Below are 21484 nucleotides of genomic sequence, written 5' to 3'. Positions count from 1 at the left end.
AAACCATGTCCCCGGTCTCAAACGTAAAGGATGTACCCGGTCTTTACCCACCCTAGCCCTCTCCCGGAGGGAGAGGGAACTGACCGAGTTGAATATTCGAGTTACACCGACCTGAAATATCGAGTCGAACTCAGGTTTCGGAAAGCATGAAGATCGGCTCCCTTTCCCCCTCGCCCCCTGGGGGCGGTCCGACGTTTCGGGAGGGCTGGGGTGAGGGGGTAGCGAACTCACTGACACTCAAAGTCTTCAGCCCTGAGAATGTCAAAAAGCGCCTGCGCCGCCGCCGACAATTCATTCCCCGGATCAGTCAGCACGCCAATCGCCCGCTCCACCACCGGCTCGTGCAAGGTCAGGCAATGCGCGCCCAGTTCGCGCATCTGCCCGGCACACAAGGCTGGCACCGCACTGACGCCCAGCCCGCTCGCCACCATCCGCCCGACCGTCGCCAGTTGATGGCTTTCAAATTCCACCGGCAGTTTCATCCCTCGAGCCTGCAAGTGTTCTTCCAGCATCACACGCACCGTGGACGGTCGTTGCAGGGTGATGAACGGCTCCTGCAGCAAGGTCTGCCAATCAATGTCACTGCGATCAGCCAGCGGCGAATCCTGCGGCACCACGGCGACGAAACGATCACGGTAAAGCGGCGTGAACGTCAGCGAGGTGTTCTGCATCGGCTCGAAGGCCACGCCGAGTTCGACCTGGCGGTCACGGACCATTTCCAGCACTTGCTCGTTGATCACGTCGTTGACCGTGACATTGACGTTCGGATAACGCGCGCGGAAGGTCTTGAGGATCGGCGGCAGCAGGTTGCCGGCAAACGACGGCATCGCCGCCAACGTCACCCGCCCACGCTGCAGGCTGAAGCGCTGGCGCATTTCGTCTTCGGCGTTGTCCCAATCGGCGATCAGGCGCCGGGCCAGCGGCAGCAGCGATTCGCCTTCCGGGGTCAGCGCCACGTTGCGCGTGTTGCGACTGAACAGGCGCCCGCCCAGGCCTTCTTCCAGCGCCTTGATGGTCAGGCTCAGTGCCGACTGCGACAGGTGCAGACGCTCGCAGGCCACGGCGAAGCTCAGGCTCTGGGCCACGGCGAGAAAGGCGCGGATCTGCTTGATGGTCATGGTTGTGTTACTCGACGGACTAAGCTGAACATCCGTCCGCCGACCAAGGCGGACATTTAATGAGCTTTATCAATCAATCAACCTTAAAAATCAACTTAACAAATATATCCTTGAGCGCGACACTCCAGTCATTCGGCTAGCCAGCCGCCCGACAAACAATAAAAGAGGTGCATATGGCAGGTTTCGACAAGCGCGTGTATTCCTACGAGGAAGCCATGGCAGGTCTTGAAGATGGCATGACCGTGATCGCCGGCGGCTTCGGCCTGTGCGGCATTCCGGAAAACCTGATCGCCGAGATCAAGCGCAAGGGCACCCGCGACCTCACCGTCGTCTCCAACAACTGCGGCGTCGATGGCTTCGGCCTCGGCGTGCTGCTGACCGACCGCCAGATCAGCAAGGTGGTCGCCTCCTACGTCGGCGAAAACAAACTGTTCGAAGAGCAACTGCTCAAAGGCGACATCGAAGTCGTCCTGACCCCGCAAGGCACCCTCGCCGAAAAAATGCGCGCCGGCGGCGCCGGCATTCCGGCGTTCTTCACCGCCACTGGCGTCGGCACCCCGGTCGCCGAAGGCAAGGAAGTGCGTGAATTCCACGGTCGCAAGTACCTGATGGAAGAATCCATCACCGGCGACTTCGCCATCGTCAAAGGCTGGAAAGCCGACCACTTCGGCAACGTCATCTACCGCCACACCGCGCAGAACTTCAACCCGCTGGCCGCCACCGCCGGCAAGATCACCGTGGTCGAAGTCGAAGAAATCGTCGAACCCGGCGAGCTGGATCCGGCACACATCCACACGCCCGGCATCTACGTCGACCGGGTCATTTGCGGCACGTTCGAAAAACGCATCGAACAACGCACCATCCGCAAATAATCCAGGCTGACGGAGAACAAGAACATGGCACTTTCCCGCGAACAAATGGCTCAACGCGTCGCCCGCGAAATGCAGGACGGCTACTACGTCAACCTCGGCATCGGCATTCCGACCCTGGTCGCCAACTACATCCCCGAAGGCATGGAAGTCATGCTGCAATCGGAAAACGGCCTGCTCGGCATGGGCCCTTTCCCGACTGAAGACACCATCGACGCCGACATGATCAACGCTGGCAAACAAACCGTGACCGCCCGTATCGGCGCGTCGATCTTCAACTCTGCCGAGTCCTTCGCGATGATCCGCGGCGGCCACGTCGACCTGACCGTGCTGGGCGCCTTCGAAGTGGACGTGCAAGGCAACATCGCCTCGTGGATGATCCCCGGCAAACTGGTCAAGGGCATGGGCGGCGCGATGGACCTGGTGGCCGGCGCCGACAACATCATCGTTATCATGACCCACGCGTCCAAGGACGGTGAGTCCAAGTTGCTGAGCCAATGCAGCCTGCCGCTGACCGGCGCCGGTTGCATCAAGCGCGTGCTGACCGACCTCGCCTACCTGGAAATCGAAAATGGCGCTTTTGTCCTCAAGGAACGCGCACCTGGCGTCAGCGTCGAGGAAATCGTCGCCAAAACCGCTGGTAAGCTGATCGTCCCGGATCACGTACCAGAAATGCAGTTCGCTGCCGAGTGAGGAATTCGAAAATGCAAGACGTCGTCATTGTTGCCGCCACGCGCACCGCGATCGGCAGTTTCCAGGGTTCGCTGGCCACTGTCTCCGCCGTGGATCTGGGCGCAGCGGTCATCCGCCAGTTGCTTGAGCAGACCGGCCTGGACGGTGCTCAGGTCGATGAAGTGATCATGGGCCAGGTGCTGACCGCCGGTGCCGGCCAGAACCCGGCGCGCCAGTCGGCGATCAAGGCCGGCCTGCCACACGCCGTACCGGCCATGACCCTGAACAAGGTCTGCGGCTCGGGCCTCAAGGCCCTGCACCTCGGCGCCCAGGCGATCCGTTGCGGCGACGCGGACGTGATCATCGCCGGTGGCCAGGAAAACATGAGCTTGGCCAACTATGTAATGCCGGGCGCGCGCACCGGTCTGCGCATGGGTCACGCACAAATCGTCGACACCATGATCAGCGATGGCCTGTGGGATGCGTTCAACGATTACCACATGGGCATCACCGCCGAGAATCTGGTCGAGAAATACGAGATCAGCCGCGAACAGCAGGACGCCTTCGCCGCTGCGTCGCAACAGAAAGCCGCCGCAGCCATCGAGGCCGGTCGTTTTGTCGATGAAATCACCCCGATCCTGATCCCGCAGCGCAAAGGCGATCCGCTGGCGTTCAAGGTCGACGAGCAACCACGCGGCGACACCACCGCCGAATCCCTGGCCAAACTGCGTCCGGCCTTCAAGAAGGACGGCAGCGTCACCGCCGGCAACGCTTCGTCGCTGAACGACGGCGCGGCTGCCGTGATTCTGATGAGCGCCGAAAAAGCCAAGGCCCTGGGCTTGCCGGTCCTGGCGAAAATCGCCGCGTATGCCAACGCCGGCGTCGACCCGGCGATCATGGGCATCGGCCCGGTCTCCGCCACTCGCCGCTGCCTGGACAAGGCCGGCTGGAGCATTGGCCAACTCGACCTGATCGAAGCCAACGAAGCCTTCGCCGCACAATCGCTGGCGGTGGCCAAGGATCTGCAATGGGATCTGGACAAGGTCAACGTCAACGGCGGCGCCATCGCCCTCGGTCACCCGATCGGTGCGTCGGGCTGCCGTGTGCTGGTGACGTTGCTGCACGAAATGATCAAGCGTGATGCGAAAAAGGGTCTCGCGACCCTGTGCATCGGCGGCGGCCAAGGCGTGGCCCTGGCGCTGGAACGCGCGTAAGCGCAAAGAGGTTCAACAGCGGGCAGTGGATCCACGACATCCATGGCCCGTTGGCAACAAACCCGGTACGACTCACGTCGCACCGGGTATTTTTTTGCCCGGCCGTCAGCCAAATTTCACCAGATTCAGCACCGGCAACGGCCCGCCCGGGAACTGCACCAGCCGCGCGCCCACGCTCAATTCGCCCAGATCGATACCGAAGAAGCCGAGCTGATCGATCAGCGCACCCACTTCCGCCTTGGCCTGCGCGTCATCCCCGGACAGGAACAACACACGCTTGCCGCCCTCCGACGCCGGATCCGCTTCCAGCAAACGCGCTAGCAAATGGTTGAACGCCTTGACCACCCGCGCGCCCGGCACCCACTCGGCGAACACTTCGCTGGAAGGTCGACCCTGCAAGTCCACCGGTTTGAACGATGGCGCTTCAATCGAGTTGTTGGCGTCGATGACGATCCGCCCGCCGAAGTCCGGCAGCCCGGCCAGTGCCGTCGGCAGTTTCGACCAGTTCACCGCGACCAGCACGATGTCCTGGGCCGCCGCTTCTTCACGGGTAACGGCACGGGCAGTCGGGCCGAGTTCTGCGACCAGTTCAGCCAAGGTCTCCGGCCCGCGACTGTTGGCGATGACCAACGGGATGCCCTGACGCGACAAGGCTTTGGCAAACGCTGAACCGATGGCGCCAGCGCCGATGATTCCGATAGTGCTCATGGTGTTCTCCTCAAAGTGGGGTAAGACTCGAAACGAATCTTGCGCTTGCCATTCCCACTTGATTAGCCGGTAATGCCTTGAATGATCTTCAAGTATCACTATCAGGTCGAAACCATGGAAACCCTCGCCAATCTCGAATCCTTCGTTCGCAGCGCCGAGACCGGCAGCTTCTCCGCCGCCGCTCGGTTACTGGCGCTGACTCCGGCGGCGGTCAGTCGCAACGTGGCGATCCTTGAGCGCAACCTCGGCGTGCGGCTGTTTCAGCGCTCGACCCGCAAGCTGTCGCTGACTGAGGCCGGTGAAGTTTTTCTGGCGAGCATCGGCGGCAACCTCGACGCCTTGCAGGCAGCGATTGCAACGGTAGCGACCGAGCGCGGCGAGCCGGCGGGCGTGCTCAAGATCAGCCTGCCGCCGACGTTCGGCATCGATCACATGCTGCCGCTGCTGCCGGAGTTTCTGGCGCGCTATCCACTGATCCGCCCGGAATGGCATTTCGAGAACCGCCAAGTGGACTTGATCGCCGAGGGCTACGACGTGGCGATTGGTGGCGGCTTCGAACTGACGCCCGGCGTGGTCGCCCGGCCATTGTCGTCCGTCGAAGTGCTGGCGGTGGCGTCGCCGGCGTATCTGGCGGGCCGCACACTGCCGCGACATCCGGCCGATCTCGCCGATCACCACGGCATCGTCATGCGCGGCCTGCGCACCGGACGCCTGCGCCAATGGCAGATGCACAACGAGGCCGGCGAACAGGCCAGCGCCCTGCTCAACCCGAACATCGTGCTGAATGATCCGATGGCCATGCGCAAGGCTGCGCTGCTGGGCTTGGGCGTGACGATGCTGGTGCTGCCGGATGTCAGCGCGCAGATCGAACGCGGTGAACTGGTGCGGCTGTTGCCCGACTGGCAATGCGATGCCGGCGCGATTTCGCTGTACTACCCGAGCCGTACCTTGCTGCCGGCCAAGACCCGGGTGTTCATTGATTTTGTAGTCGAAGCGTTTGGCCGCTAGGCCGCTAGGCCGCTAGCTGCAGAATCAGCCACGCATTCGCGCCGCTGATCACCACAAACAATCCCCACGCCAGCACCTGCGTCGGTAACCGATTCACAAACGGCCCCATCAGTTGTTTGTCGTTGGTCATGCGAATCAACGGATACAGCGCAAACGGCAATTGCAGGCTCAGCACCACTTGGCTCAACACCAGCAACTTGCCCACCGCGCCGTCGCCCATCAGCCACACGCCAATGAACGCCGGGATCAGCGCCAGCCCACGGGTGATCAGACGTCGCTGCCAGCAAGGGATCCGCAGGTTCAGATAGCCTTCCATGATCACTTGCCCGGCGATGGTGCCGGTGAAGGTCGAACTCTGCCCCGAAGCCAGCAGCGCCACGCCGAACAGCACACTGGCCAGCGCGCCGCCCACCAGCGGATCGAGCAAGTGATAGGCGTCCTGGATGTCGACCACGTCGGTGTGTCCGGACTGATGAAAGGCGGCCGCCGCGAGAATCAGGATCGCCGCGTTGACCAACAACGCCAGCGCCAGCGAACCGATGGTGTCGATACGCGCCAGTTTTACCGCGTCCTGCTTGCTGGCCAGATCCTTGCCGATCAGCCGTGTCTGCACGATCGAGGTGTGCAGGTACAGGTTGTGCGGCATCACCGTGGCGCCAAGGATGCCGATGGCCAGGTACAACGGCGCGGCATCGCTGATCGCCGACAGTGAGGGTTTGAAGCCTTGGGCGACGTCCGGCCAGTACGGTTTGATCAACAGCAATTCAACGAAGAAACACGCGCCGATAGTGCCCACCAGCACCAGCATGATCGCTTCCAGCCGGCGGAAACCGCGGTTTTGCAGGGCCAACACCAGCAACGTATCGAATGCGGTCAGGGCGATGCCGAACGTCAGCGAACAGCCGAGCAACAGGTGAAATGCCAGCGCACAGCCGAGTACTTCCGCAAGGTCAGTGGCGATGATCGAGATTTCCGCCAGCACCCATTGCAGCCGCGCCGTCGGAGTGCTGTAGCGTTCGCGGGAAAGCTGCGCCAGATCGCGCCCGGTGGCGATGCCCAGCCGCGAGCACAGGCATTGCACAACCATGCCCGCCAGACTCGCCAGCAACACCACGAACAGCAAGCTGTAACCGAAACGCGAACCGGCCTCGATGGCGGTGGCCCAGTTGCCCGGATCCATGTAGCCGATCGACACCAGCAAACCGGGGCCGGCAAAGCGCAGCACGCGTTTGAAGAACGAGGCGTTGGGATCGACCGGGACACTTCCGGCCACTTCCGGCGGGCAGAACGGCGCCGTGGCGATTTTGGGCAAGCTGAACTTCACAAACACATCCAGAAACAAGTCGAAAGGCGCAGCTTAGACGTTTCAGTCGGCAGGCCCAAGCGCCGATGTGCTGCGTTCAAGGTTGGGCAGTACCCAGCAATTGCCGGCGCAGTTCGGGATTGCGTGTGCGTGGATCCAGCCAGATGTTGAAAAAAGCCTGGGCGAACAACGGGTCGTTGATCTCGTGCTGCAACTGTTGGCCAACAAAGAACCGCGCGCCCTGCCCCGGCAGATACACCCCGGTGATCCGCGTGCCGGCCTGCACGTCGACGAACGATTGCTGCATCTGGGCCTGCCACACCGCCAGTTGCGCAGAACTGATGGAGGAGCCTGCCAGGCGTTTGATCTCGTCGACGCTGGCTTTGACCAAATCTTCGCGGGACACGCTGCGCCGGTAGATCAGCTCCAGGGCGAAGGGCTGACCATCGGCCAATGGACGCGCGGCGCTCCACAACCGGGCGTTGTAAACGTCGAAACCGAAAATGCTGAAATCGCCGGTGCCAATGATTTGCGCACCGGGCACCACGTCTTGCCAACTGGCCCAGGTGGGGGTCAGCAACAACGCCCACAAGCCTATCCCGCAGCATCCACGCAACACCTTCGGTGTACTGCTCATCGCGGCATCGACTCCGGTAAACCCTGATACCCAGAGCATAGTCGGCAATCACACCCATGATTTTGTATACATTTATTGCATGCATATGCAGCAATCCGCTAATGACAATGCTAACGTGGCCCTCATTGACCCGACGGAGACACCTGCGTGCTGATCCTCAAACTGCTGCTGATTCCCGGTTTCCTGCTGCTGATTTCCCTCGCGGGCAAGCGCTGGGGCCCCAGCGTCGCCGGGTGGCTGTCGGGATTGCCGGTGGTGGTCGGGCCGATTCTGTTTTTCCTCGCCATCGAGCAAGGGCCGGCGTTTGCCGCGCAATCGGCGGTCGCGGCGCTGTCGGCCATGTTTGCGATGATCGCGTTTTGTGTCACTTATGCGCAGGTGGCGCAGCGGGCGAACTGGCCGCTGGCATTGATAGTTTCTTTATCGGTCTGGGCCGTGCTGGCGCTGATTCTGTCGCTGACTCCGGCGTCGTTACCCTTCTCGGTCGCCGCTGCTGCGACCGCCCTACTTTCCGCGCCGTACCTGTTTCCCAAGGTGCAACCGGTGGTCAGGGGTCCGGCGCCGAAATCGGACAAACTGGTCTGGCGGATGATTGCCGGCGCGGCGCTGACGCTGGTGGTAACCATGCTGGCCAGCACCGTCGGCGAACGCTGGAGCGGTTTGCTCGCCGTGTTTCCGGTGCTCGGCAGCGTGATGGCGGTGTTTTCCCAACAGACCCGTGGCCCAGCGTTTACCGCCGCGTTGTTACGCGCGACGGCGACGGGGATGTATTCGTTTTCGGCGTTTTGTCTGGTGTTGGCGCTGACCGTTCCGAACCTGGGCTTCGGCGGTTTCGTGGTGGCGGTGGCCGTTTCGGTGGCGATGCTCGGCGTCACTCGGCAGCTGTTGGCCAAACCGGCGCCGGCGCCATCGCCGAACTGAACCCGACCGGACAAACCGCGCTGGAGTGCCAGGCACCCTCCATGGGATGATCGCCGCCCAAGCGCGACCCATCCCTCGGAGATTCGAATGTCATTGCTTTGCAAGAAAGCCGCCGTCCTGTTGTTGGCGGCGGTGGCCGGTTTCGGCGCCATCAATGCTCAAGCGGCCAAGGCCAAAGAGAAGGCTGTCACCGAGAAGGTCTCGATGCTCGACGGCAAATTCAGTTTTGTCCTGCCCAAAGGCTTTGTCGCCGACCCTTTGCCCGCCGGCCCGACCGGTGCCAAGGGCACGATGTACACCAACCAAACGACAAAGACCGTGGTCATCACCGCCGAAAACCAGATTCCCGAAGGCAACAACGTCAAGGACAACGACAGTGCGTTCCTCGACGGTACGGTGTCCGACTTCATCGACGCCCAGCGCAAGGCCCTGCCGGACTTCAACAAGCTCAGCGAAAAGAGCCTGACCCAGAAAGGCAACGGCCTCGGTCTGCGCCAAGTCGACAGCACCGCCACCCAGGGCGGCGGCCAGACCCTCAACACCACGTTGCTGGCCGGTTCCGGCACGCGCATGGCGCTGGTCCAGGTGATTTCCCGGGCCAGCGACAAGAGCGGTCACGAGGCGCTGGTGAAAACCATCCTCAAGGAAAAGTGATTCTCAGGGATTGAGTCGCTGCAACCAGTCGTTCAAATCCCGAAGCTCGGCCGCACTGATGCTGTGGCCGACGCCGGGATAGGCATGAAATTGCGGTTTGTACGACAGCTTCTGCAACAACGCATCGGCCTCGGTGGCACCGCTGTAAGGCACACGGTCATCCGCCGTGCCGTGGCCGATGAAGATGTCCAGCGGCGGATGCTGTTGCTCTGACTTCAGCTCGCTCTTGAGCACAGGCAACAGCCGCCCGCTCAACGCCGCGATGCCACCCACCGCCGCCGGCTGCCGCAACCCGACCTCGTAGGTCATCATCGCGCCCTGGCTGAAACCGATCAGGTACACCTTCTCCGGTTGGGCGTGATATTTCTGCGCCGCAGCGGCGATAAAGGCCCGCAGTTTCTGGCTGCTGGCCTTCAGATCATCGGTCTCGCCGTTGTAGGCGCCTTCGCCTTTCTTGCGAAACCACTGGAAACGCCCTTCTCCCAACGCCATCGGTGCCTGCACCGACAGGTAGTTGTACTGCTGGGGCAGTTGAAATTTCATACCGATCAAGTCTGCTTCGTTGCTGCCATAGCCATGCAGGAAAATCACCAGCGGACGCTGTTCGGCGTCCGGGTGCACCTGGGCCAGGTAGTTGAGCGGCAGATCGTTTTGCAGCGAGGTCTGAGCCTGGACGGCCGTGGACGCCAGCAGCGTCAACAGCGCAAACACCTTCAACATAAGCCTTCCTTCACACAGTGCAGGGTTCGGGGCAGAGCCTAACACGGTGATCGGGAGGACGGGATATCAGTCGTTGCTCAGCTTGCCCACCCGAATCGGCTCGCGCCCCGCCACTTTCGCCTGCCAGATTCCCGGCTGGGTGTAGCGCCCGCGATCGATGGCGAACAACAAGCCGCTGGTGCCGGCGCGCACGGTGGTCACACGGTCGTTCAGCGGATCGACCACTTCAAACAGCGCATCGCCGCGCTCGACCCACTCACCGGCATCGCGCAGGAAACTCACCACGCCGTGGTGCGGGGCGAACAGATACTCGGTGCCTTCGAACGGCATGCCTTCGCAGCATTCGTCCGGCGCTTTCGGCCATTCGCCGCTGATGAAGCCCTGCTCGGCCAAGAAGCCGAGGATCGCCTCGCAATTGGCCTGAGCCTGATCGACGCGGGTGTCGCCCATACTGCCCAGTTCCAGGGTGGTGGCGAGGTTGGCCGGTGGAATCGCCGCGCCCGGGAACATCCGTGCCAGGCGCAGCCACGGTGTGGAGCAGGACTCATCGAACGAGTTGCCACCGGAATCTTCACACAACAGCGCCACGCCAGCTTTCAGTCGAGCGGCCAGGGATTGCCACTGCGGCCAGTGTTGCGGCAAGGCGTAAATATGAATCGCCGCGTCGAAATCGCAATGCAGATCGAGAGTGATGTCGGCCTCACAGGCGTGGCGCAGCAACAGTCGGTGCAGCGCTTCCAGTTGCGATGCCGGGGCCGGCAGTTCGTCGAGTACCTGACCCATGGTCTGGCGGATCAGCGTGATGTTGGCTTCGGCATCGCTGCTCAACTGATCGCCGATCCGCTCGGCCACCGGCGCACTGAGTTCAACGAAGGAGCGGTTGAAGTTCTTGCCGCTGCCCAGCTCGAAACGCCCCATGTGGCTGCCTTGCAGGTGCTGATCGAGACCGATCGGGTTGGCCACCGGCACCAGTTCGATCACGCCTTGCAACTGGCCGTTGCTCTCCAGCTCGGCCAGGCGTTTTTTCAGTTCCCATGCAGTGCGCATGCCCGGTAGTTCATCGGCGTGCAGGCTGGCCTGGATGTAAACCTTGCGCGGGCCGGCGCCGTAACGGAACACGCTCAGGGAACGTTCGCTGCCCAGGTGGCTCCAGGGCAGAAGATGATCGATGCGTTGCATGGGAAACTCCGGAAATTCTGTGGTCGCTGCCGGGGCAATGACCGCAATGAAAATGTGCTGACAGGATAAATCACGGGCGAAAAAAAAGTGGCCACCGCGCAAACGGGGCCACTTTCTTCTTACTGCGTATTAATGGCCGTATACGTCAAAGTCGAAGTACTTGTCCTGCACTTGCTTGTACTTGCCGTTGGCGCGGATTTCGTTGATGGCGGCGTTGAATTTCTCCGCCAGCTCGGTATCGCCTTTACGCACCGCAATACCGGCGCCACCGCCGAAGTACTTGGCGTCCTCGTAGGTCGGGCCGACGAATTCGAAGCCTTTGCCGGCGTCGGTTTTCAGGAAGCCGTCGCTCAGGTTGACCGAGTCGGCCAGCATTGCGTCGATACGACCGGAGACCATGTCCAGGTTGGCTTCCTGCTGCGAGCCGTAACGCACCAGCTCGATACCGGCCGGCACCAGCACTTCGGTGGCGTAGCGGTCGTGGGTACTGGCACGCAACACGCCGACTTTCTTGCCTTTGAGCTCGACCAGCGGGTCTTTCACGCCGGAACCGGCCTTCATCACGAAGCGCGCCGGGGTGTGGTAGTACTTGATGGTGAAATCGACGTTTTTCTTGCGGTCGTCAGTGATGGTCATCGAGGACAGGATCGCGTCGATCTTCTTCACTTTCAGCGCCGGGATCAGGCCGTCGAACTCTTGCTCGACCCAGGTGCATTTGACTTTCATCTGCTCACACAGCGCGTCGCCGATGTCCACGTCGAAACCGGCCAGTTTGCCGTCAGGGGTTTTCATCGAGAATGGCGGGTAACCGGCTTCGATACCGATACGGATCGGCTTGGCGTCTTCGGCCACGGCGGTCAGGGACAACATCGACAGTGCCAGGGCACCGAACATAACCAGCTTTTTCATTTATTACTCCCGTGTGCGGAGGCTTTTATTGGCAGCTTTCGATTGTCAGGTTCGGCCTTGGGCTGTGCAGCACAAAGAAACCGACGTGGCCGGCAGTCTATGGCGGCGCGCACGGGGCAAATTGTTTTTAAGCGACAAATACTTACAGAAAATCGGCGAGTGCCATCACGTGGGAAAAGTGTGCGCCGGAGCGGTGCAAGGGTTGTAGGACAAAGCCGACAAAAGCTGCCGCCGAAGCGGCAACCCTCCGGCTATCAGCAGTCGCAAGCGATCGGTGCGGCGGTGACGCGCGGTGTCGCGACACTCAACTGAAAGCCTTCATCCAGCCACCCCGTCACCCCGCCGATCATCTCCTTGACCGGATAACCCAACGCCGCCAGCTTCACCGCGGCCTTGTTGGCGCCATTGCAATGAGGGCCGGCGCAATAAACCACAAACAGTGTGTTTTTCGCGTAGTCCACCAGCCCTTCCGCCGTCAGCAAACGCCCCGGAATATTGATCGCTCCCGGCACATGCCCACGCTCAAAGGCCAGCGGCCCGCGCACGTCCACCAGCACAAAGTCGACTTCGCCGGCTTCCTGGCTGCTGAAGACGTCGGAACAATCGGTTTCGAAGGTCAGACGGTTGCTGAAATGCATCAGGGCAATGGCCGAAGGCGCTGCAGGAATTTCGCGAACCAGGCTGGGCATGTTGAATCACTCCTTTGTCTGTGGGGATGAACGGACTTTATCGAGCCGCCGCTGGCCGCTACAGTGGCGCACAAGACACTCACCGGGAATTTTCCGCCAAATGCCTGATTCACCTGGATTGGTCGCGATCCTGGCCTACGACGGCCTCTGCACCTTCGAGTTCGGCATCGCCGTGGAGATCTTCGGCCTGGCCCGGCCGGAGTTTGATTTCCCGTGGTACGAGCACTGCATCGCCGCCGTCGATCAAGGCCCGATGCGCGCCATGGGCGGGATTCAGGTGCTCGCCGACGGTGGGCTGGAGTTGTTGGCGCAGGCGCGCACCATCATTATTCCCGGCTGGCGCGACCGAAATGCGCCGGTGCCGGAAGTCTTGCTCGACGCGTTGCGTGATGCCCATTCACGCGGCGCTCGGTTGTTGTCGATCTGCTCCGGGGTGTTTGTTCTGGCGGCCAGCGGCCTGCTCGACGGGCACGGCGCCACCACCCACTGGCGCTACACCTCGGAGCTGGCCGAGCGCTTTCCGGCCATCGATGTCGACCCGGACGTGCTTTACGTCGATTCCGGCCAATTGATTACCTCGGCCGGCAGTGCAGCGGGGATCGACGCCTGCCTGCATCTGGTGGCGCGAGACTTCGGCACCCAGATCGCCAACTCGGTGGCGCGACGGCTGGTGATGTCGCCGCAACGCACCGGCGGTCAGGCGCAATTCATTCCGACGCCAGTCAGCCCGACCCCGCGCAGCGATCTGTCGCGTGTGATGCAGTGGGCCCGCGAGCGCCTGCACGAACCGCTGGAGGTGCGCGATCTGGCCAGCGAAGCGGCGATGAGCGAACGCACCTTCCTGCGCAAATTCAGCGAAGCCAGCGGCCAGTCACCCAAGGCCTGGTTGCAACACGAACGTCTGGCCCGAGCCCGGGAATTGCTGGAAAGCACGCCGCAGAACACCGAGCAGATCGCCTTGCGCTGCGGTTATCGCTCGGTGGAAAGCTTTCGTGTGGCGTTTCGCAGCGTGGTCGGGGTGCCGCCGTCGGTGTATCGCGAACGCTTTGGTCGAGAGATCAAGGCTTGCGCAACAGATAAGTGTCCATGATCCAGCCATGCTCGGCCCGCGCGGCCTTGCGCACCCGCTCGATTTCATCGGCAACGTCGTTGAGCTTGCCATGGATGAGGATTTCGTCCGGCGTGCCGAGGTAGGCGCCCCAGTAAATCTCTGTCTCCTGATCTGCCACTTGGTGGTAGGAATCTTCAGCATCAAGCATCACCACCAGGCTGTCGGTGTCACTCACCTGCCCCGCTGCCAGGCGTCGACCGGTGGTGATCTCAATCGAGCGGCCGATGGTGTTCAACGGCACCTTGTGTTGCGCCGCCAAGGCCTGAACGCTGGTGATGCCGGGAATGACCTCGAACTCAAACGCACATCGCCCCGAGGCCAGAATCGCCTGCAGGATCCGAATCGTGCTGTCGTACAACGCAGGATCGCCCCACACCAGAAAACCGCCGCACTGCCCGTCAGACAATTCGTCATTGATCAGCCGCTCGAAGGTTTGTTGCTTGGCGCGGTTCAGATCATCGACGCTGACGTTGTAGTCCACATCGCCGCGCTCGCGTTCCGGGCTGTGGGCTTCGGCGAAACGGTACGTACGATCGGTGATGTAGCGTTCGCAGATTTCTCGCCGCAGGTCGATCAGCTTGTCCTTGCTCTGGCCCTTGTCCATCAGGAAAAACACGTCCACCCGATTCAGCGCCTTCACCGCCTGCATCGTGATGTAGTCCGGGTTGCCGGCACCGATGCCGATCACCAGCAATCGCTTCATTGCTCTGCTCCTTCCAGATTCATGCCGGACAAGCGTAGCCGCCAGCGCCCGGTAAACCGCAGATCAACCGCCGCCAGCGGCTCGACATCAAGGCTGTGAAACGCCTCGCCCTGCACGACCTGCATCAATGCAGCACGAATCACGAACGGATGGGTAACCGCCACCACGTGCCCTGGGGTGGCTTGCAGTGAAACCAGCCACGCGGCGACCCGCTCACGCAACTGCGCCACCGACTCACCGCCATGGGGGGCGGCGTGCGAATCTTCGAGCCAGGCTTGCAAGGCCTCGGGTTCGTTCCGTTGCAAATCCTTGATCGACTGACCTTGCCAGCGTCCCCAATCGCAATCACGCAGGGCCTGATGAATGTGCGATTCACGGCCAAACCACGACGCCGTCTGGCGAGTGCGCAGTTCCGGGCCGCAAATCAGGCGCGAAGCTGAATCGAAGCGCGAAGCCAGCGAGCAGGACGCCAGCGCCGTTTCTTCAACAGGTTCGTTCGTAGGAAAACACGCCAATTTTTGTGCGACAGTTCTGGCATGGCAGATCAATGTCAAACGGGTGGTCTGCACGGGGAATCACTCGGCTGGAAGACAGGACGGTCATCGGCGCAATCGCGGATAGAGCGGCAATTGTGCCGTAAACCGGGAGGCCTCGGGCAAGTCGATTGGGCGACTCGAGCGTATGAAAGCGGCAATGTCTGACACCACCATGGGCAATGGACTACAAGACTGATCGACATCCGTGTAACCCTTACGTTACGGGCATCCCGCCCCATTTTGGGGCTTGATTTAAACGCCGAAAAATTCGCTAGACATGTAGCGTCAGTTACATAAATACTGTTTTAACGGATTGTGAAGCGAATTCAACACCCCATCCAGCAGGAGCCCGGATGCCCCCTTTAAGAGACCTGATCACCGACCCCGGCCTTGACCTGACGCCGTCGGAGCGCAAAGTCGTTCGCGCCTTGCTCGATCAGTATCCACGCAACGGGCTTGGCCCGATGGCGCGCCTGGCCGAACATGCCGGCGTCAGCGATCCGACCATCGTGCGGCTGGTGAAAAAACTCGGCTTCGGTGGTTACGCCGAATTCCAGGACGCCCTGCTCAGCGACATGGACCATCGCCTGCGCTCGCCGCGTACCCTGTTGCAGCCGCGCTCGCATCAGAACAAGGACGACGCCTGGAGTCACTATCTGGCTCACAGCCACAATTTACTGGCCGAAACCCAGGCCCTGACCCAACCGGAAGATGTGCGCATTCTCGCCGACTGGCTGCTCGACACCCGGCACCAGGTGTACTGCTTCGGCGGACGCTTCAGCAGTCTGATGGCGACTTACCTGCTCAATCATTTGCGCTTGCTGCGCCCCGGTTGCTTTGCACTGGAAGACAACGCGCAACTGCCGGACCGCCTGTTCGACCTGCAACGTCAGGATGTGGTGCTGGTGTTCGACTATCGCCGTTACCAGACCCAGGCCTTGCGCGTGGCCAGCGCCGCGAAAAACAACAATGCTCGCGTCGTGCTGTTCACCGACATCTATGCCTCGCCGCTGCGCGAACTGGCCGACATGATCATCAGCGCCCCGGTAGAGTCGGCCTCGCCGTTCGACACCATGGTCCCGGCGCTGGCTCAGGTTGAAGCACTGATCGCTTGCCTGACCTTGCGCTGCCCGGACCTGGCCGATCGCCTGGAAGGCATCGATGCCCTGCGCAACGACTTCGACACCCACTTGCTGGAGGATAAATAAGGATGTTCAGCCTTCCCCATCGCTCGCCACGGGACCTGCCGTTTGTCACCGACCACACCGCCCTGTTGCTGGTCGACATGCAGCGTGCCTGGCTCGAGCCGCAGTTCGACCCGCACCTCGAAGGCCCGGACGCCGCGTACTTCCTCAACCGCACGCGCTCGCAAGTGGTGCCCAATCAAGTCCGCCTGCTCAAGGCCTTCCGCGACGCTCGGCAGAACGTGCTGCACACCCTGATCGAAAGCCTGACCGCCGACGGCCGCGACCGCTCGCTGGATCACAAGCTGTCGGACATGCACCTGCCCAAGGGCAGCCCGCAGGCACAGGTCATCGCTGAACTGACACCTGCTGAAAACGAAATCGTGCTGCCGAAGACCTCGTCTGGCGTCTTCAACTCGACCAACATCGACTACGTACTGCGCAACCTGGAAACCCGTCACCTGATCATCGCCGGCATCGTCACCGACCAGTGCGTAGACATGGCCGTGCGCGATGCCGCCGACCGTGGCTACCTCGTCACACTGGTGGCGGACGCCTGCGCGACCTACACCGAAGCACGCCACGACGCCTGCCTGAACGCGATCAAGGGCTACTGCTGGATCACCGACACCGACACCGTGCTCGGCCGGTTGCAGGAGATGCAGCCATGAGCGAACGCCTGTCGCCGTTGCCGATGACCACCATCGTCACCACCGACCTGATCGGCGTCACCCGTGGCCGCTCGTTTCCCACCGATGAGCTGGAGCACTATCAGGCCGCCGGTTGTGGCTGGGTGCCGGCCAACAGCGCGCTGACGCCGCAGGACATCATCGCTTCGACCAGCCCGTGGGGCGCTTATGGCGATCTGCGGCTGATTCCCGATCTGGCCAGCCGCGTCACCGTCGGCAACGGCCCGGACGCCGCAGCGCCGGCGCTGGATTTCATTCATGGCGACATCCGCGAGACCGATGGCCGGCCATGGGCGGCCTGCCCGCGCACCCTGATGCGCAACGAGGTCGAGCGCTACCGCGATGAGCTTGGCCTGCAGATCAACGCCGCGTTCGAACACGAATTCAACCTGCACGCCGGGTTTGCCGAACATCTGGCGTTCTCGCTCGAAGCCCAGCGCCAGGGCGCCGAATTCGGCGGCTGGCTGCTCAGCGCGTTGCGCGCCGGTGGCGTCGAGCCGGAAATGTTCCTGCCCGAATACGGCAAGCACCAATACGAAATCACCTGCCGCCCGACCCTCGGCGTGGCGGCAGCCGATCGCGCGGTCAACGTGCGCGAGATCACCCGCGAAATCGCCCGGCAGATGGGCCTGGATCTGAGCTTTGCGCCGAAGACCGCTGCCGACGCGGTGTGCAATGGCGTGCACCTGCACGTCAGCCTGCTCGATCTGGCCGGTCAGCCGATGTTCTACGACGCCGGCACCAGCAATGGCCTGTCGACCCTCGGCCAGCATTGGGCGGCGGGTGTGCTGCATTACTTGCCGGCACTGTGCGCGTTCACTGCACCGACGCCGGTGTCCTATGAACGCTTGCAGCCGCACCACTGGAGCGCGTCCTACGCCTGCCTCGGCCAGCAGAATCGCGAAGCGGCGCTGCGCATCTGCCCGACCGTGAGCCTGGGCGACAAACCTGTGGCGAAGCAATACAACCTGGAATTCCGCGCCATGGACGCCACCGCCTCACCGCATCTGGCAATGGCTGCGCTGCTGATCGCCGGACGCCTGGGCATCGAGCAGCGTCTGGCGCTGAACGCGATCACCGATGAAATCCCCGATTCACTCAACGACGAACAACGCAAGGCCCGGGGCATCGTTGCCCTGCCCGCCTCCCTGGCCCAGGCACTGGATTGCCTGCGTCGCAGTGAAGCGCTGGTCGAAGCGCTGCCAAGCGCGTTGCTCGATACTTTTTTCGCCCTTAAAACCGAGGAACTGGCGCTGACGGAACAGCTCTCGCCCGCTGATCTTTGTGAGCACTATGCACGCCTGTACTGAATCCGTTGAGCTTGGGTTGTACACCCGACCGGTCTACAACCTGAGCCGTGAAGATTCGACGCACCCGCTGATTCTGGTGTGCGAACACGCCAGCCGCTACATCCCCGAGGCCCTGAACAATCTGGGCCTGGCTGATACGGCGGCGCGCGAACACATTGCCTGGGACATCGGCGCCCTGGCGCTGGCCGAGCAACTGTCGGAGCAATTGGGGGCCACGCTGTTGAGCGCCAACTATTCGCGCCTGCTGATCGACCTCAATCGCCCCCGGCATGCGCCCGACAGCATCCCGGCGCAGAGCGAGATCTACCAGGTGCCGGGCAACCGCGAGCTCGACGAGGCCACCCGCGAATACCGTCGCCAGTGCCTGTTCAAGCCGTTTCACGCGCGCCTGCAACAACTGATCGATGCACGTCTGGCCGAAGGTCGACCGGTGCGGGTGGTAGGGATTCACAGTTTCACCCCGGTGTATTACGGCCAGCCGCGGGAGCTGGAAGTCGGCGTGCTGTTCGGTCAGGCCCGGGCCTATGCCCAACGGATGCTCGACGGTCTGGAGCGACATCCGCTGAAAGTCGCCGGCAACCAGCCGTATAGGATCGACCCGCTGGGCGACATGACCGTGCCGGTGCATGGCGATGCCCGGGGCCTCGATTCGGTGTTGATCGAAGTGCGCAACGACCTTCTGCGCAGCCCGGAAGCGGTTTCTCGCTGGGCGAATTATCTGGCACCACTGCTGTAAAAAATGTTGTAACCACTGCTGATGCTGTAAACGACGGACCGATATAACAACTAAAACGACCGATTGGCTGACAAGGAGTTGCGCTTCATGGAAATAGAAGAGTTCGGCTACAAACAGGAGTTGAAACGTAGCCTGACACTGACCGATCTGGTGGTGTACGGGATGATCTTCATGATCCCCATCGCCCCGTTCGGCGTGTATGGCTACGTCAACGCCGAGGCACCGGGGATGGTGCCTCTGGCGTACATCATCGGCATGGTGGCGATGGTCTTCACCGCGCTCAGCTACGGCAGCATGGCCCGAGCCTTTCCGATTGCCGGATCGGTGTATTCCTACGCGCAACGGGGCCTGAATCAACACGTCGGTTTCATCGCCGGCTGGCTGATGCTGCTCGATTACCTGCTGATTCCGCCGCTGCTTTACGTCTACGCGGCGATGGCGCTCAACCACCTCTACCCGGACATCCCGAAAGTCGGTTTCATTCTGGCCTTTCTGGTCAGCGCGACCTTCGTCAACCTGCGTGGCATCACCTTCACTGCCCGCATGAACATTGTGTTCCTGCTGGCGCAACTGGTGGTGCTGGGGATCTTCCTGTTCTACGCCTGGAATGCCCTGCACAACGGTGGCGGCAACGGCCAATTGACCCTGGCGCCGCTGTATCACCCGGAAACCTTCAATTTCGCCCTGCTGATGCAAGCGGTGTCGATTGCGGTGCTGTCGTTCCTCGGCTTCGATGCGATCTCCACCCTCGCCGAAGAGATCAAGGGCGATCCGGGCCGCAGCGTCGGCAAAGCGGCGCTGATCACCCTGGTGGTGATGGGTGTGATTTTCGTCGCGCAAACTTGGATCGCTACCGATCTGGCAGCGGGCATGGGCTTCAAGTCCGCCGACACTGCGTTCTATGAAATCGCCGAAATCGCCGCTGGCAGCTGGCTCGCAACCTTGACCGGTGTGGCCACGGCCCTGGCCTGGGGCGTGGCGGTGGCGATCACTTCGCAAGCGGCAGTCTCGCGCCTGCTGTTCGGCATGGCCCGCGACGGCAAGCTGCCGAAAGTGCTGGCCAAGGTGCACCCGAAACACAACACGCCCTACCTGAGCATTTATCTGGTGGCCGTGCTGTCGCTGGTGATCTGTTACCTGTTCATCAATTCGGTGGACACCCTGACTTCACTGGTCAACTTCGGCGCCCTGAGCGGCTTCATGCTGCTGCACCTGACCGTGATCAATTACTACTGGCGCCGGCAGAAATCCGGCCAGGTGATCCGTCACCTGATCTGCCCGGTGATCGGCTTCATCATCGTCGCGGCCATCATGTACAACATGGGCGTCGATGCCCAGAAACTCGGCCTGATCTGGATCGCACTGGGTCTGGTGTACCTGTTCTTCCTGAACAAGCTCGGCGCCAGTACCGCGCTGCCTGACCCAAGCAATGGCTGACAAGAAAAAGAGCGGCGTCTGACAACAAATCAGGCGACCGCCGCTTTAACGCGTGGAAACCGACAGTGATAGTCAGGTTCGGCGAATGGGCCGAACCTTTTGATACAGGAGTGCATCCATGCTGGTCTTACGTCCAGTCGAGCCAAACGACCTGCCTCAATTGCAACAATTGGCGCGCGACAGCCTGGTAGGCGTCACATCCCTGCCGGACGACAGCGAACGCCTGGGCGAAAAAATCGCCGCGTCCTGCGCCTCGTTCGACAGCGATGCGGCCGCTCAGGGCCCGGAGAACTACTTCTTCGTGCTGGAAGACATCGACAGCCATCGACTGGTCGGCTGTTCGGAAATTCTCGCCACCGCAGGTTTCAACGAGCCGTTCTACAGCCTGCGCAACCGCCACTTCACCAGTGCCTCGCGGGAGCTGAATATCGAGCACGGCGTGCCGGCGCTGTCGCTGTGTCACGACCTGAGCGGGCATACGCTGCTGCGCGGTTTTCACATCGACGCGGCGCTGGTGCGCACGCCGTTTTCCGAATTGCTGTCGCGGGCCCGCCTGCTGTTCATCGCCGCCCACACGCCGCGTTTTGCCGAATCGGTGATCACCGAAATCGTCGGTTACAGCGACGAGCAAGGGCATTCACCGTTCTGGGATGCGCTGGGCAAACATTTCTTCGACCTGCCCTACGTCGAGGCCGAACGCCTGTGCGGCTTGCAGAGCCGTACGTTTCTCGCCGAGCTGATGCCGCAATACCCGATCTACGTGCCAATGCTGCCGCAAGCGGCGCAGGACTGCATCGGCCGCATCCACCCGGACGGCCAGGAAGCCTTCGACATCCTCGAGCGCGAAGGTTTTGAAACCAACAGCTACATCGACCTGTTCGATGCCGGCCCGACCTTGTATGCACGCACCGCCAACATCCGTTCGATCGCGCAGAGCCAGACCGCCACAGTTCAGGAGCAATCCCTGATTGATGCCCGCGGTCGCTATCTGGTGAGCAATGAGGCGCTGCATGGCTTTCGGGCGGTGGTCGCCGAGCTGGATTACCAGCCCGGTCAGCCCCTGGCGCTTGACCCGGCCCTGTGCGCGGCGCTCAACGTCCGCGCTGGCGGCACGATCCGGTTGATCGCCCTGTGAATCGCGCCCCTACCCAACGACAGTGCCCGAGCAGGCGCGCAA

23 protein-coding genes are annotated in these 21484 nt (G+C 61.9%); 13 read left to right on the top strand and 10 right to left on the bottom strand.

What is annotated here, in order from left to right; translation table 11 throughout:
- Positions 1-227: 227 nt before the first annotated feature.
- Positions 228-1118, bottom strand: coding sequence for a LysR family transcriptional regulator (locus ACKUG4_RS11400; protein ID WP_085648846.1), 891 nt, complete (start codon positions 1116-1118; stop codon positions 228-230).
- 173 nt (positions 1119-1291) lie between these two features.
- On the opposite strand from ACKUG4_RS11400, the gene ACKUG4_RS11395 reads away from it, so the two are divergent.
- The 3 genes from ACKUG4_RS11395 to ACKUG4_RS11385 are packed head-to-tail and all read left to right on the top strand — an operon-like array spanning position 1292 to position 3873.
- Positions 1292-1990, top strand: a complete 699-nt coding sequence (locus ACKUG4_RS11395; RefSeq protein ID WP_007956274.1) for a CoA transferase subunit A — start codon at positions 1292-1294, stop codon at positions 1988-1990.
- Between the two features lie 24 nt (positions 1991-2014).
- The gene (locus ACKUG4_RS11390) at positions 2015-2680 is read left to right on the top strand and encodes a CoA transferase subunit B (RefSeq protein WP_085613539.1); all 666 of its coding nucleotides are present in this window, start codon (positions 2015-2017) and stop codon (positions 2678-2680) included.
- Positions 2681-2691: 11 nt separating this feature from the next.
- A complete protein-coding gene (locus tag ACKUG4_RS11385) occupies positions 2692-3873 on the top strand; it encodes an acetyl-CoA C-acetyltransferase (RefSeq protein WP_445434026.1) in 1182 nt (393 codons plus the stop codon).
- Between the two features lie 105 nt (positions 3874-3978).
- On the opposite strand, the gene ACKUG4_RS11380 is transcribed toward ACKUG4_RS11385, so the two are convergent.
- On the bottom strand, positions 3979-4581 hold the full coding sequence (locus ACKUG4_RS11380; protein ID WP_085613537.1) for an NADPH-dependent F420 reductase: 603 nt from the start codon (positions 4579-4581) through the stop codon (positions 3979-3981).
- 114 nt (positions 4582-4695) lie between these two features.
- Here ACKUG4_RS11380 and ACKUG4_RS11375 point away from each other — a divergent pair, with 114 nt between their 5' ends.
- Positions 4696-5589 (top strand): LysR family transcriptional regulator, encoded by an 894-nt coding sequence (locus ACKUG4_RS11375; RefSeq protein WP_445434035.1) that lies wholly within the window; start codon positions 4696-4698, stop codon positions 5587-5589.
- A gap of 4 nt (positions 5590-5593) precedes the next feature.
- Here the strand turns inward: ACKUG4_RS11375 and ACKUG4_RS11370 are convergent, their stop codons facing one another.
- Positions 5594-6913: an Nramp family divalent metal transporter gene (locus ACKUG4_RS11370; protein ID WP_445434025.1), complete on the bottom strand. Its 1320-nt coding sequence runs from the start codon at positions 6911-6913 to the stop codon at positions 5594-5596.
- A 76-nt stretch (positions 6914-6989) separates the two neighbouring features.
- Positions 6990-7529, bottom strand: coding sequence for a chalcone isomerase family protein (locus ACKUG4_RS11365; protein ID WP_064595315.1), 540 nt, complete (start codon positions 7527-7529; stop codon positions 6990-6992).
- A gap of 147 nt (positions 7530-7676) precedes the next feature.
- Here ACKUG4_RS11365 and ACKUG4_RS11360 point away from each other — a divergent pair, with 147 nt between their 5' ends.
- Together ACKUG4_RS11360 and ACKUG4_RS11355 are read left to right on the top strand one after the other, a co-directional pair.
- On the top strand, positions 7677-8450 hold the full coding sequence (locus ACKUG4_RS11360) for a hypothetical protein (RefSeq protein WP_064595311.1): 774 nt from the start codon (positions 7677-7679) through the stop codon (positions 8448-8450).
- A gap of 87 nt (positions 8451-8537) precedes the next feature.
- The gene (locus tag ACKUG4_RS11355; protein ID WP_221399352.1) at positions 8538-9104 is read left to right on the top strand and encodes a DcrB/PsbP domain-containing protein; all 567 of its coding nucleotides are present in this window, start codon (positions 8538-8540) and stop codon (positions 9102-9104) included.
- 3 nt (positions 9105-9107) lie between these two features.
- On the opposite strand, the gene ACKUG4_RS11350 is transcribed toward ACKUG4_RS11355, so the two are convergent.
- The 4 genes from ACKUG4_RS11350 to ACKUG4_RS11335 form a co-directional block, all read right to left on the bottom strand.
- Positions 9108-9824: an alpha/beta hydrolase gene (locus ACKUG4_RS11350; protein ID WP_445434024.1), complete on the bottom strand. Its 717-nt coding sequence runs from the start codon at positions 9822-9824 to the stop codon at positions 9108-9110.
- A gap of 66 nt (positions 9825-9890) precedes the next feature.
- On the bottom strand, positions 9891-11003 hold the full coding sequence (locus ACKUG4_RS11345) for a succinylglutamate desuccinylase/aspartoacylase family protein (protein ID WP_445434023.1): 1113 nt from the start codon (positions 11001-11003) through the stop codon (positions 9891-9893).
- 129 nt (positions 11004-11132) lie between these two features.
- A complete protein-coding gene (gene aotJ, locus ACKUG4_RS11340) occupies positions 11133-11912 on the bottom strand; it encodes an L-arginine-binding protein AotJ (protein ID WP_039767817.1) in 780 nt (259 codons plus the stop codon).
- Between the two features lie 254 nt (positions 11913-12166).
- Positions 12167-12601: a rhodanese-like domain-containing protein gene (locus ACKUG4_RS11335; protein ID WP_445434022.1), complete on the bottom strand. Its 435-nt coding sequence runs from the start codon at positions 12599-12601 to the stop codon at positions 12167-12169.
- Between the two features lie 100 nt (positions 12602-12701).
- Between ACKUG4_RS11335 and ftrA the strand changes: the two genes are divergently transcribed.
- The gene (gene ftrA / locus ACKUG4_RS11330; protein ID WP_445434021.1) at positions 12702-13691 is read left to right on the top strand and encodes a transcriptional regulator FtrA; all 990 of its coding nucleotides are present in this window, start codon (positions 12702-12704) and stop codon (positions 13689-13691) included.
- Here the strand turns inward: ftrA and cobF are convergent.
- Positions 13660-14415 carry a precorrin-6A synthase (deacetylating) gene (gene cobF, locus ACKUG4_RS11325; protein WP_445434020.1) on the bottom strand — a complete coding sequence of 252 codons (756 nt, stop codon included), beginning with the start codon at positions 14413-14415 and terminating at the stop codon, positions 13660-13662. The genes ftrA and cobF overlap by 32 nt on opposite strands.
- Positions 14412-14984 (bottom strand): histidine phosphatase family protein, encoded by a 573-nt coding sequence (locus tag ACKUG4_RS11320; protein ID WP_445434019.1) that lies wholly within the window; start codon positions 14982-14984, stop codon positions 14412-14414. The genes cobF and ACKUG4_RS11320 overlap by 4 nt, the downstream gene beginning before the upstream one ends.
- Before the next feature lie 320 nt (positions 14985-15304).
- Here ACKUG4_RS11320 and ACKUG4_RS11315 point away from each other — a divergent pair, with 320 nt between their 5' ends.
- The 6 genes from ACKUG4_RS11315 to astA all read left to right on the top strand — a co-directional run bounded on the left by ACKUG4_RS11315 (position 15305) and on the right by astA (position 21442).
- The gene (locus ACKUG4_RS11315) at positions 15305-16159 is read left to right on the top strand and encodes a MurR/RpiR family transcriptional regulator (RefSeq protein WP_007956246.1); all 855 of its coding nucleotides are present in this window, start codon (positions 15305-15307) and stop codon (positions 16157-16159) included.
- 2 nt (positions 16160-16161) lie between these two features.
- Positions 16162-16806 (top strand): cysteine hydrolase family protein, encoded by a 645-nt coding sequence (locus ACKUG4_RS11310; RefSeq protein WP_445434018.1) that lies wholly within the window; start codon positions 16162-16164, stop codon positions 16804-16806.
- Positions 16803-18134, top strand: a complete 1332-nt coding sequence (locus ACKUG4_RS11305) for a type I glutamate--ammonia ligase (protein WP_445434017.1) — start codon at positions 16803-16805, stop codon at positions 18132-18134. Before ACKUG4_RS11310 ends, ACKUG4_RS11305 begins: the two co-directional genes overlap by 4 nt.
- Positions 18118-18870, top strand: a complete 753-nt coding sequence (locus ACKUG4_RS11300) for an N-formylglutamate amidohydrolase (RefSeq protein WP_445434016.1) — start codon at positions 18118-18120, stop codon at positions 18868-18870. Before ACKUG4_RS11305 ends, ACKUG4_RS11300 begins: the two co-directional genes overlap by 17 nt.
- An 87-nt stretch (positions 18871-18957) precedes the next feature.
- Positions 18958-20307, top strand: coding sequence for an APC family permease (locus tag ACKUG4_RS11295; RefSeq protein WP_011333496.1), 1350 nt, complete (start codon positions 18958-18960; stop codon positions 20305-20307).
- Positions 20308-20425: 118 nt separating this feature from the next.
- The gene (gene astA, locus ACKUG4_RS11290; RefSeq protein WP_445434015.1) at positions 20426-21442 is read left to right on the top strand and encodes an arginine N-succinyltransferase; all 1017 of its coding nucleotides are present in this window, start codon (positions 20426-20428) and stop codon (positions 21440-21442) included.
- Positions 21443-21484 lie beyond the last annotated feature (42 nt).

The organism is Candidatus Pseudomonas auctus (assembly GCF_048654275.1).
GTDB lineage: Bacteria > Pseudomonadota > Gammaproteobacteria > Pseudomonadales > Pseudomonadaceae > Aquipseudomonas > Aquipseudomonas pharyngis.
This window is presented reverse-complemented; position numbering and strand designations above follow the sequence as displayed.